Origin of the sequence: Reyranella sp. (assembly GCF_030651995.1) — a bacterium.
Lineage (GTDB): Bacteria > Pseudomonadota > Alphaproteobacteria > Reyranellales > Reyranellaceae > Reyranella.
The window spans coordinates 70,740-82,825 of sequence record NZ_JAUSBN010000054.1 but is presented as its reverse complement, the minus strand read 5'-3'; the positions used below and the strand labels follow the sequence as shown (position 1 = coordinate 82,825).

At 64.0% G+C, this 12,086-nt stretch carries 9 protein-coding genes; 3 read left to right on the top strand and 6 right to left on the bottom strand.

Going from position 1 to position 12,086, the window contains the following annotated elements:
• Positions 1–62 precede the first annotated feature (62 nt).
• Positions 63–782 (top strand): hypothetical protein, encoded by a 720-nt coding sequence (locus tag Q7V45_RS16400; protein WP_304853969.1) that lies wholly within the window; start codon positions 63–65, stop codon positions 780–782.
• A gap of 11 nt (positions 783–793) precedes the next feature.
• Here Q7V45_RS16400 and Q7V45_RS16395 read toward each other — a convergent pair whose 3' ends face one another.
• Positions 794–1,312 (bottom strand): GAF domain-containing protein, encoded by a 519-nt coding sequence (locus Q7V45_RS16395; RefSeq protein WP_304853967.1) that lies wholly within the window; start codon positions 1,310–1,312, stop codon positions 794–796.
• Positions 1,309–2,961: a PAS domain S-box protein gene (locus tag Q7V45_RS16390; protein WP_304853965.1), complete on the bottom strand. Its 1,653-nt coding sequence runs from the start codon at positions 2,959–2,961 to the stop codon at positions 1,309–1,311. Before Q7V45_RS16390 ends, Q7V45_RS16395 begins: the two co-directional genes overlap by 4 nt.
• Positions 2,962–3,223: 262 nt before the next feature.
• On the opposite strand from Q7V45_RS16390, the gene Q7V45_RS16385 reads away from it, so the two are divergent.
• Positions 3,224–4,402, top strand: a complete 1,179-nt coding sequence (locus Q7V45_RS16385) for a hypothetical protein (protein WP_304853963.1) — start codon at positions 3,224–3,226, stop codon at positions 4,400–4,402.
• A gap of 202 nt (positions 4,403–4,604) precedes the next feature.
• Here Q7V45_RS16385 and Q7V45_RS16380 read toward each other — a convergent pair whose 3' ends face one another.
• Together Q7V45_RS16380 and Q7V45_RS16375 are read right to left on the bottom strand one after the other, a co-directional pair.
• On the bottom strand, positions 4,605–5,267 hold the full coding sequence (locus tag Q7V45_RS16380; RefSeq protein WP_304853961.1) for a hypothetical protein: 663 nt from the start codon (positions 5,265–5,267) through the stop codon (positions 4,605–4,607).
• Positions 5,268–5,356: 89 nt separating this feature from the next.
• Positions 5,357–6,670, bottom strand: coding sequence for a hypothetical protein (locus Q7V45_RS16375; protein WP_304853959.1), 1,314 nt, complete (start codon positions 6,668–6,670; stop codon positions 5,357–5,359).
• A gap of 404 nt (positions 6,671–7,074) precedes the next feature.
• On the opposite strand from Q7V45_RS16375, the gene Q7V45_RS16370 reads away from it, so the two are divergent.
• Positions 7,075–9,000 carry an ATP-binding protein gene (locus Q7V45_RS16370; RefSeq protein WP_304853957.1) on the top strand — a complete coding sequence of 642 codons (1,926 nt, stop codon included), beginning with the start codon at positions 7,075–7,077 and terminating at the stop codon, positions 8,998–9,000.
• Positions 9,001–9,246: 246 nt separating this feature from the next.
• On the opposite strand, the gene Q7V45_RS16365 is transcribed toward Q7V45_RS16370, so the two are convergent.
• A complete protein-coding gene (locus Q7V45_RS16365) occupies positions 9,247–10,689 on the bottom strand; it encodes a homospermidine synthase (protein WP_304853955.1) in 1,443 nt (480 codons plus the stop codon).
• A 96-nt stretch (positions 10,690–10,785) separates the two neighbouring features.
• A complete protein-coding gene (locus Q7V45_RS16360) occupies positions 10,786–11,916 on the bottom strand; it encodes a type III PLP-dependent enzyme (RefSeq protein ID WP_304853953.1) in 1,131 nt (376 codons plus the stop codon).
• Positions 11,917–12,086: the final 170 nt, after the last annotated feature.

Here is a 12,086-nt window from a genome sequence, read left to right as displayed (position 1 = left end):
GAATCCGGACCTGGGCCTTCCTGCTGGCGATGCTCGCCCTTTTCCTCGTCCGGACGCAAGCGATGGCGCAGCCGAGCGCGGACAATCTCCAGAACCGGTCCAACGATCCGCTGACGCCCCGGATGGCGTTCGAGTTTCACAACTACGCCCAGCCCGTGCTCGCGGAGCGGCCGGCCAGCGGCGCCGATCAGGGATACTTTCGCTTCGTCCTGCCCCATGCCCTGTTCGGCGTAGACCAGATGATGCGCGCGTCCATGCCGGTCGTGGCCAGTGCCTGGGACCCGGAGAAGGCGGTCAACGGCGTGGGCGATTTCACGATCTTCGACCTGGCGATCTTCTATTTCGGCTCGGTGAAGACCGGTATCGGTCCGCTCCTGGTCGTACCGACGGCCAGCTCCCGCGCACTCGGTACCTCCAAGTGGCAGGCCGGGGTCGAAGCGGTCGTCAGCGCCCCCCACACCTGGGGCCTGACGACGCTCCTCGCCTCGTGGCAGCAGACGTTCGACGGCACGCTCCAGACCGTGACCGCGCAGCCGCTGCTCTTCTACAACCTCGGCGACGGGTTCTATCTGCGCTCCTCGGGCATCGCGTCGTTCGACCTCGGCAGGAATGCCGTGGTCCCGGTCGGCCTGGGACTCGGCCGCGTCTTCGAGCTTCCGAACGGCGCCAGCCTCAACACCTTCGTCGAGCCGCAATACTCGGTGATCCAGAGTGGCCCGGGCGTGCCGTCGTTCCAGGTCTTCGCCGGCGTCGTCGTCCAGCTTCCCGTCAGGCTCCGCTGACGGGACGGACGTCAGGTTTCGGCGCCCGGCGTCGAGGCAATCCTGGACAGGGCATAGGAGATGTCGTCGGTGAGGGTCGAGAGGAGTTGGAGCTCCTCCGTGTCGAACGCCTGCGGCTCCGCCGCATACATCATGAGGGCCCCCACCACCGTGCCGTGACGGCGCAGCGGCAGGGCGATGCTGGAGCGGTATCCGTGCCGCAGCGCTTCGTCGTGCCACGGCCGTGTCTTCGGATTGTTCTCGAAATCCTGGTTGACCTGGACGGCGCCCGTCTTGATCGACATGCCCAGCGGCCCGTTGCCCGTGGGCTCGTCGTTCCACGTGATATGGGCGTGGGCGAGATAGCCGTCGTCGTATCCTGCAACTGCCGGGAAGCGGAAAGTCTTGCCCGGGTCATCATTGGCAATGCCGATGGCCACCATCCGGTAGTCCCCGAATTCGACGAGAACGGTGCAGATCTGATTGAAGATCTCGGCCTCGTATCGGGCTCGCAGCAGGATGCTGGTTGCCGCCTGCAGCGAGCGCTTCACGCGCGCCAGCCGCAGAACTCCTGCTCCAGCCTCACCCGATCGCTGATGTCGACGCCTATCGCCTGACGATAGGCCTGGCCTTCGAGTTCGAAGGAGCTGATCCGCACCTCCGCGGGAAACGTGCTACCGTCCTTGCGGCGCACCACGGTACGAAATGCTTGACTCCCGGTCGCTGCCACGAACCCGGCCTGCCGATCGTCTTCGTCCGTCCGGCCAGGCGCTCTGAGGCGTTTTACGTCCATCCCCCGGAGTTCCCCGGCACTATACCCGACAGCCTTCTGCGCGGCCTCGTTGGTCTCGAGAATTCGGTCGTCCTCGTCGACTACGATGAACATGTCCTGAATGGCATGAACGAACCGCAGATTGCGTACCGTCAGGTCATGCGCTTCGTCGCGCTGGCTTCGCCAGAGCGACCAGACCAGAAATGCCGCCACCAGAATGGTGGCCCCGAACACCAGTACGATCTTCTCGGACCGGCGATCGATCGGGCGCATCACCTCGTCTTCGTCCGACTTGGCGTTCACGATCCAGGGAACGGCCTTGGCGGCATACGACGCCGCAAGGACCCTCTCACCGCGATAGTCCACGCCCTCGCGCGCACCGTCTCCCTGGCGGATCGCGGTGGCGGCCACCAGGTTCGGCGTCGACAGGGGCAGGCGGAGCCCTGCGGGCGGGACGGGGCTCTCCCAGAAACGCGGTGCAACCAGAAAGACGATGTCGTCGCCGTCCTGACGGAACAGCGTGACTTCCGATGTCGCGCTCTGTGTGGGCCAGGCCTGAATTTTCCGGAACAGGTCGACAGCCGGGTCGACCACGAGCACCACGACGAACTGGCGCGAACCGGGCGCACCGGTGCCGAGCGGTTGCGCGAATGCCATGCTGGGGCTCGGTGGCGTTCCGGCATCGAGTCGAAGCGGTCCGATCTTCAGCTTGCCGTCGCGGGCCGCTTCACGCACCAAGGGTTCGAGCTGGTCGTGATCCTTGTGACCGGGAGCGCCGCCCACCTCCACCAGCAATTTTCCATCGGCCGAGAAGAGCATGATTTCGCGCCGCTCGGGATGTCCGATCAGCATCTGATAGAACATGAGTTCAACGAACTGCCGCAGCTCCGGACCCGCCTCGATCTGGCCAAACGGCAACCCCTTGAGGGACGTGACCAGAAATCCCAGGTCGATCGCTCTTTCAGCGACCCACTGGTCGATCTGGTGCGCCTTGAGGCGGGCGATACCTTCCTGCTGGGACAACCGCTCATCGCGGAAGGCGGTGCGCAGATCGTTGTTGAGAAGGTATCCGGCACCAGCGATGCCCAAGGCAAAGGCGGCGAACACGGCCACGAGCAACCGCTTTCTGATGGCGAGGACCGCCTCGGGAGCTAGCCCCCGCCGCACACTCCTGCTCAACAAACGCTGGAAGAAGACGCCGAAGGCGATCAGGGCGATCACGAGGCCAAGTGTCAGCAGCGCTCCCCGCGAAAACAGGTCCTCCATCGCCCGCTGGAACGACGGGATCAACTCCAGCCATTCATCGACCGTGAGCATGGCCGCGAGAAGCATCAATCCGACCAGCGCCGCGAGTGAGATCGAAAAGACCCGCCGTGCAGAACCGGTTTCGACTTCCGTCCTGGACCGAGGAAGCTGCTGCTGTTTCATCGTCCCCCGAGTTGGGTGCATCTACCGTTGCCTGAACGCACCACGGAACTTGTTCCCCCCCAGTATAGACAAAGCGCCGACGGCGTCCTTGATCCAGCGCAATCATCGGGCTGACACCGATGACTCCAAGAGGGTTGGTGAATACAGAAGTAATTGCATGGTACATTTTTTCACCGACGCTGGGAATTCTTCCCGGGCGTTGTTGAGACATGGGTGACAAGCGTGACGCACTCCGAACCGGTGGCAGCGCCCGGTGGCCGAGATGCCTAGATGGTTGTGGGCCTTTGCGATCGGCTTCCTCTGCTGGAGCGCCGAGCCGGAGGCCCATGCCTTCAACATTACCCTCGACAGCAAGTCGATTCCCGGACTTTCCCCGAAGGCGCCCCTGGTCGCCCACACGCTTCGCATCACCGGCCCTTTCGGACAGGGCGATGGCGACAAGCTGCGGGTCATGCTGGCCGGCCTCAAAGCCAAGACCGCCAGGACGGCCGGTCAACCCCTGGCAACCGCCGAACTCAGCAGCAGCGGTGGCGACCTGCTCGAAGGTCTGAAGGTCGGGTACCTGTTCCGCGAGTTCGAGGTCGCCACGCTCGTGCGCAAGGGCGACATCTGCCTCTCCGCCTGCGCCATGGCGTTCCTGGGCGGTACGGCCAGCCGGCTGCCACCCACGCCCGTTCCCAGCCGCACCATCGAGATCGGCGGTCAGGTCGGCTTCCACAACTTCACGCTGGATGCCACGGCCATCCAGAACGAGACGAAGGGCGACGCCACGGCGGGAATCGCCCGCGGCTTCGGACTGGGCAGGGCCGGCGCGTCGGCGCTGATCCGCTACGCTGCCGACCTCGGCGTAGACCCGGGCTTTATCGCGCAACTGCTCGGGCGTCCGCCCGACACCTGGCTCTACATCGATACCAACGAGATGTTCCTGACGGTCGGGGCCTGCCCGAGCGGGCGCGAACCGCCGCTGGGCCGCATCGAACAGCAGGCCGTGAATATCTGCAATCACGCAAGCGGCGGGGCCAGTGTCGCCGAAGCATCCCAGGCGCGACCGACCACGGCCCGCGAGGCCAAGCGCTACCTGCTCGAGCAGGTCCAGCGGAACATCGAGAGTGTGAACATCAAGGGTCCGCTCGTCGGACAGCTCGCGGGCGTCCTTTCCTCGAAGGACGACCGGCTGATCGAAAGTGTCTATTCGGACCTGCGAGCCGCGGGGATCGCGTTGCCGGAGCCGGTGGGCCGAAGCTTCATCGTCAGCGGCTATGCCTTCGGTGAACTGCAGGCCGAGTGCCACGTGAACCTGTCGGGGGGCGAGCCCAACAAGTTCGACTTCGTCCTCATCATCAGCGGAGTGGGCCTTTCCCGCCCCCTCGCCCTCCCGCCCCCCATGTGCCCGGCCCTCTTCCGGTACGATGGCCAGGAAGTCTTCAATCCGAAACGATGAATCGATCTGACCCGGCAAGCCTCTTGGCTCTTTCCGTCTCGAATCGCCCCACCGGCCTCATCCTGAGGAGCGCCGCGACGCGGCGCGTCTCGAAGGATGGGCAACAGACGTGGTGCTCGTGCCCATGCTTCGAGACGCGCTCCTGCGGAGCGCTCCTCAGCATGAGGTGGAGTTCGGTGATTCTATCGTGCTCGGAAAGACCCTAGAGGGGCGGCAACGCTTGGGTCAGTGGACGGTCCGACAGTCGCACCAGGCCGCTGAAGGGCTCCGAGAGTTCGAGGAGCAGGAACAAGGCTGCCGCAATCGAGAAAGCAACGAGGACGAGCGCGACGATCGATGTGTGTTTGAGCGGAGAGAACAGGCAGAAGCTGACGAAGAGACACACCATCCAGGCCGCGAGAACGACGATCAGCGATGTCGGCAGATCCGGCTCCGACCGCTCGTACAGCCTGAGACGGGATTGGGCGATCTGGCCGTACAGCTGTACGGCCCGCGCCTTCAGCAACACCTGAACCTCGTTGCCCGGCACCAGGCCGAGGATCGACAGGTAGGCCTTTTCCGCCGTCGAATTTGGCTCGGCGAACCTGTTGATCGTCGGCCTCGACCACATGCGATCCACCGTCTCGGCCACGCCCACCCGCATCATCTCACGGACCGGCCGCGCCTCTTCGCCGTACAGGCGCAACGTCGCGTCGAGATTGATCACGTCGGCCGCAAGAATGCGAAGGTCGTTGCGCTGCCCTTCGTAGACGGCATAGGAGGAGCTGATCAGCAGACTGAGGACGAGGGCCGCGATGGTCGACAACAGCCCCATGCCGAGCCGCACGACATCCTTGGCCTGCTCATCCAGCAGATGGTCCGGCATGCGCCGCCGCAGGCTCACGCCCAGACCGGCGCCGGCCAGCAGGAGACAGAACACGGCAAGCGCGGACCAGAGATGAGTCAGCATTCGCGCTACTCGGGCATCCGGATCCGGCGAGAAGCGGCAGGATCCATGAGACGTGCAAGTTCGCGCGCCACGCGATCCGCAACAATATCCTCGCCGCGCTGGGTCCAGTGGCCGTCGAGCTTGCGATAGGTGCCCGGAATTCCGGCGAGGTCCGGACCGAGATCGATGAGCGGCAGTCGCTCGCGGACAGCAGCGTCGACCAATTGTCGATGCAACTCCGTGCAAAACCGGTTCCATGTATCCGTCAGGGGCCATGACTGCCAGAAACGCGCGTAGTCCGGGTCGACACTGCCGACCGGGATCGCGAAGAAGAGTATGGGCACTCCCTGTGCCTGGGCTTCGCGGTTCATCGCAGTGAGCCAGGACAGCGTCGCCGGAATATAGCCACGCCCGGCCATCTCGCGGATTTCCGCCTCGTCTCGCGGTCCCAGGATGGCACCGGTCTCCCAGTTCATCAGGATGCGCAACATCCAATCCAGCAGATACTCCTGGTCGACCGTGCCGGCAGGTTCGGCGATGTCGAGATAGGCACCATTTCCACGCCCGAGGATCTCGGCCACTTCTTCATCGGAACTCTTCGGCGGCAGCCACTTGCGCACGTAGGCGACCAGACGTTGCTGGCGTTGCTCGCGCGGCCCGCTGACGATGGCGAACAGCTGTTCCGCCTCGTCGGGAGGCGCCTGCGTTCCCGATCCGAGAAGCGATGGAAGTCTGATCCGGTTGGCCAGCAGCCAGTTGGTCCGAGGCATGACCGACGCGAGAAGGGAGCCACCCGGCGAGGCATCGACCAGACGGAGGGGACCGGGGAAGTCCTCACCGCCCAGGAGGAAGTCGTTGCCCGAGTAGACGAAGACCAGCAGGGCGTCCGGGCGCAGCCGCATGGCCACGTCGCGCAGGCGATAGAAGTATTCGCGCGGTCCGGTCGCGGAGACCCCGAAATTGATAGCCTCCAGATGCTTCTCCTCCGGGTCGAGTTTCTGCTGCACCAGCGCCGGCAGCGATTTCGGCGTGAAGCGCGATTCCACGAAGCTGTCGCCAATGAAGACGGAGCGATACACGTCCGGCGGTTTGTCGAAAGAGCGCTCGCGGTCGCGCATGCCCCAGGAGTTGTCGGGATCGGCCAGCCACGGCTGTTGCCGAAAGGGCTCCGCGAGAGTGCGAGGCTCCCAAGGCAGTCGAGGCACCATCGCCCGGGCTGGCCAGGATGGTACGAAGGCCGATGCCATCACCTCGATACCCACGAGCGTAGCGACCGTCAGAAGGGCACCGAGCACCAGCCCGAATGCCAAATGGCGTTTGCTTCTCCTGCGCACGGTCATACTGATCGCCAGTTTCCCACTTCTCCGAGATCAGACCCGAGCGCCACGCGGCGTTGGAATCGCGCCCAGCTATGGATTCTCACACTTGCGGCTCTCGTCTGCCAGCCAATACTGGCAGCAAGCCTGCCGAGGGTGAACATGACCGAAGAAGGTCTCGAACTCTTGTTCTCGGCCAGGCCACAGGCCGTTCCAAGGGGCTCATCGCCGACATGGCCTTCGACAGCAACGCCACTTGACCGAGAACCTCTTCGGCAAGCCCAAGGAGTTCAGGCGTATCGCCATGCGCGCCGACAAGACTGGCGAAAGCGTCACTGCAGCCATCTACCCCGCCGCCGCTGTGATAAGCTCCCGATGAATCTCAACAGACCCTGGTCAGACACAGAGGATCCGAAGCGGAGCGGTCCATGCCCGACGTCCACACCCAGCATCTCGCACCCTATCGGCAGATGGCGGAGCTTCTCGACACGCTTCATGTTGGCTTGTGTCTCTTCGACGAGATGGACCGGGTGCTGTTGTGGAACCATGCGTTTCTCCGGCTGTTTCCCGAGCACACGGGCCACATACGGGTGGGCGAGCCCTACCGAGACAATCTGGCTCGTTTCTATCGCGGACGACTGCACGCCACCGAACTGAACAACATCGAAGAGTACATCGCGTCGGGGATCCGGAGGCATCGGTCGCAGACGATGCCGTTCGTCTTCGAGCACCATGGCAAATGGGTCAAGGTAGCGTCGGACCCCATTCCCGGCATCGGTCGCCTGCGTGTCTGGACACCCATCGCCCGGCCCGACTCGATGCTCTCGCCCCAGTCGGGCGAGGATGCAATGATGCCCTTCCTGACCGACGATGGCGATGCCGCGATACAGAGCGATGCAGGGCACCGGATTGTCCGGGCCAACTCCAGATTTCTGCAGCTGTTCGACCTCAAATCCGAAGAAGAAGCCAGGGGACGAAGCCTGTCTTCGCTTTATGCAGACGCATGGTCTCGCCTCTCATCCGACGAAGAAGCTTCGCGACACTGGCGGCTCAGCCTTGCGGAAGCCGAACGGTTTTGTGGCAATCCCTTCCAGTTGGCCTTGCCGGGAGATCGATGGGTACGCTGCCTTCAGAAGATGATGCCAGATGGCGGCAAGCTGACAACGATGGCCGACATTTCCGATATGAAGCAACTCCAGCGCAAGCTGGAGGAGGCCAGGAACGCGGCCGAAATTGCCAACCGTGCAAAAGATCATTTCCTCGCCATCGTAAGTCACGAGTTGAGGACCCCCATGAACGGGATCCTTGGCATGCTGGATCTGCTGAATGAAGAAGAGCTCGACCAGCATCGAAGCGAGAAGGTGGAAGTCGCTCGTCAATCGGCACAGGCACTCCTTGGCCTGCTGGACGATATCCTGGCGTTCTCCCGCATGGCTTCGGGGAGGATAGAACTCGAGTGGTCCGCCACCGATCTCAGCAGTCTCATTGCAACCACGGCCCGCCTCATCGAACCGCGAGCACTGAAGAAGGGGATCACGCTTCGCTGGACAGTGTCCCCGGATGTCCCCTCCGAAGTAATGATGGATCCGGACCGGCTACGCCAGGTTCTGCTGAATGTACTGGGCAACGCCGTCAAGTTTACCGAGAAGGGCGAGGTCGTCCTGTCGGCGCGCATGGAATCCCCGCGTCCAGGCAGGCGCCCAGTCTTGCACATTGCGGTGAGCGATACCGGGATTGGCATACCGCTGACGGCCCAGCAGCGAATCTTCGAGCCTTTCGTGCAAGCTGATAGCCGTGTCGGCCGGCGCTTCGGGGGGACCGGCCTGGGGCTGGCAATCTGCCGCCAGGTTGTCGAGGCGATGGGCGGTAGCATTTCGGTCCAGAGCACAGAGGGTATTGGCAGCCGCTTTAGTGTCACCATCCCATGTGATTTGCCTGTGGACTCCAGCGCCATCGAGACACCGAAGGCAAGACGGGAGCTGCCACCGCTCAAGATTCTTGTGGTTGACGACAATGCCGTGAACCGCGAGGTCGCGAAGTTGCTTCTCGAGAAGCTGGGCGCCTCTGCCACTACCATCGCGGACGGTGCTGCTGCCGTAGTTGCAGCCAGTCAGGAGCCTTTCGATCTCATCCTGCTGGACATCGAGATGCCAGAGATGGACGGATATCAAGTTGCGCAGGCGATCCGCGATACCGCTTTGGTCAATGCAAGCACCCCTATTGTCGCCGTCACCGCACATTCGGGGGAACACTTCAGGGCATTGTCTCAGGGAGCTGGCATGCAAGGGTTCATCACCAAGCCACTCCGCCTGGCTTCTTTGGCCGATGAAATCAGCAGCGCGATTGGACTGTAGTTGAGGGCTCCGTGCTATTGGAGCCCTTCACGGCTTGAGAGAACCGAGGGGGCGTCGGAAGCAGGCGCGAACGCGCTTCAGGATGCTGGCCGGGCAGGAGGCGAGGGACATCGCTGCATCGCCACGCCCCAAGCCGGTCCCGACGTTCCAACAGCGCTTGCGAGCGAAACACAGCGCAGGACCACCCGTCTCACCCGCCTGGCCGGTCAGCCGCACCAGCGCCCTGCTCTTTGAACCAGTAGTTTATCAGACCACCCGGAAGTTCTTGAACTGCCAAGGGTCGGACTTGTCGAGGTCCTCGGGGAAGAGTTCGCCGCGGCCCTGCAGCGGGGTCCAGTCGCTGTACTTGCCGACGACCGGGCCGAGATAGGGCATGCAGATCTCGAGGTTGCGCTGGAAGTCCATCTCGTCGGCCTCGACGATGCCCTCGTTAGGATTCTCCAGCGCCCAGATGATGCCCGAGAGCACCGGCGCCACGACCTGGATCGAGGTCGCGTTGTTGTAGGGCACGAGCTTGCGCGCCTCGTGGATGTCGATCTGCGAGCCGTACCAGTAGGCGCCCTTCTTGTGGCCCATCAGCAGCACGCCCAGTTCGTCGCGGCCCGAGGTGACCTCGTCGACGATCAGGCGCTGGCGCTTCTGCTGCTTGAGGTTCTTACCCGCCAGTTCGTGCATCGACATGATCGCCTGGTCGCACGGGTGATAGGCGTAGTGCACCGTCGGGCGATAGACGGCCTTCTTGCCATCGTGGACCGTCAGGTAGTCGGCGATCGAGATCGATTCGTTGTGGGTGATGATGTAGCCGTGGAACGGCCCCTCGATCGGCGTCCAGGTCCGCACCTGGGTGAGCAGGCCCGGACGGTTCAGGTAGATCGCCGCGTCGCAGCCGAACGTGTGGCGCTTGCCGTCGGGCGGCAGCACCTTCTCGTGCGTGCCCCAGCCCATCTCGGCGGGCTGGCCGCCCTCGGAGACGAAGCCGTCGATCGACCAGGTGTTGACGAACTCGCCCACTTCCTTCGGCTTGGGCGAGACCTGCGTGTCGCGCTCGGCGATGTGGATCACCTTCACGCCCAGGCGCTGGGCGAGCTTGCCCCAGCCCTCGCGCGTGGCCGGCACCGGCGTCTTCACGCCGGTGTCGCGCGCCACGTTCATCAGCGCCTGCTTGGTGAAGTGCGAGACGAGGCCCGGATTGGCGCCATGGGCGACCACCGCCGTCGTGCCGCCCTTGTGGCGCGACTTGAGCTTCATCATCGTGTCGCGCAGCGCGTAGTTCGAGCGGCGCGAGACCGACAGGTTGGGATCGGAATAGCCGCCCGGCCAGGGCTCGATGCAGGTGTCGAGGTAGAGGACGCCCTTCTTCTGGCAGAGCTCGATCAGCGCCGTCGAGGCGACCTCGACCGAGAGATTGAGAAGGAAGTCGCCCTGGCCCAGCCGGTTGTCGAGGGTCGAGCGGACGTTGGACTCGGTCAGGCGCTTCTCGACGAACTCGACGCCGAAGCGCTCGGCCTCGTCCTCGCCGCCGCGCATGTCGTCGGTGATGATGGTGATCTGCTCGGGCTTGATGCCGATATGGCGCAGGATCAGCGGCAGCACGCCCTGGCCGATCGAGCCGAAGCCCACCATGACCAGGCGGCCCTGGAAATCGAGGTACTTTTTGGTGGAGGGCTTGCGTGCAGTCTTCTTCGCCATTTCAGCGTCCCCGTTCCCTTCGTTCAGCAGTCAGTAAAAACAGCAACGGGGCCTTTCTCAAGGCCCCGTCGTTCCGTACGCCCGAATTGTGTCAGTTCAGATGCAGACCGACTTGAGCGGCGCAAAGCCGTTGAACGCGACCGAAGAGTAGGTCGTCGTATAGGCGCCGGTCGAGAGAATCTCGACCTTGTCGCCGGGTTTGAGAGACAGGGGCATCTTGTACTCCGTCTTCTCGTAGAGGATGTCGGCCGAATCGCAGGTCGGGCCGGCCAGCACGACCGGGCCCATGCGCGTGCCCTCGCCCGGTGTGCGCAGCCGGTACTTGATGCTCTCGTCCATCGTCTCGGCCAGGCCCGAGAACTTGCCGATGTCGAGGTAGACCCAGCGCTTGCGGTCGCCCGCCGCCTTGCGCGAGACCAGCACGACCTCGCTCTGGATCACGCCGGCGTCGCCCACCATCGAACGGCCGGGCTCGATGATGACCTCGGGCATGCGGTTGCCGAAGTGGCGCACCAGCGCGCGGGTGACCGCCTCGCAATAGGCCTCGATACCGCTCACCTCGGCGCGATAGCGCGCCGGGAAGCCGCCGCCCAGGTTGACCATGCGCAGGTCGACGCCCGCCTCGGCCAGCGCGAAGAACATCTGCGAGACCTGGGCCAGCGCCTTGTCCCACTGGTCGAGGTCGGTCTGCTGGCTGCCGACATGGAAGGAGATCCCGTAGGCATCGAGGCCCCAGTCCTGCGCCTTGCGCAGCAGGTCCTTCGCCATCTCGGGCGCGCAGCCGAACTTCTTGCTGAGCGGCCATTCGGCGCCGCCGCAATCGACCAGCACCCGGCAGAACACGCGGGCGCCCGGGGCCACGCGGGCGAGCTTCTGCAGCTCCGCCTCGCTGTCGAAGGCGAACAGGCGCACGCCCTGCTGGTAGGCCCAGGCGATGTCCTTTTCCTTCTTGATCGTGTTGCCGAAGGAGACGCGGTCCATCGAGACGCCGGTTGCCTGGATCATCTCGATCTCGCCGCGGCTGGCCGTGTCGAACTTGGACCCCGCCGTGGCCAGACGAGCCAGCACCTGTGCGGCCGGGTTGGCCTTCACGGCGTAGAAGATGTGCGCCGTCGGCAGCAGCTCGCGCATGCGGCGGAAATTGTTCTCGACCACGTCGAGGTCGATCACGAGGCAGGGGGTCTCGGGCTGCTGCTCGCGCAGGTAACGGAAAATACGCTCGGTCATCGCTGGGGGGTTCCCCGTCTGGATAGTCAGCTGTCGGAAGAGATCGAACGACGACGTACGGCGCCAAGCGTGGCGCGATACGTCAGCCGATACTCGACTGAGCTAAGATCCGTTTATGCGGCTGAGCGAGGAAGGAGGCCCGAGCGAGAGTCGGGCAAATGACATAATAG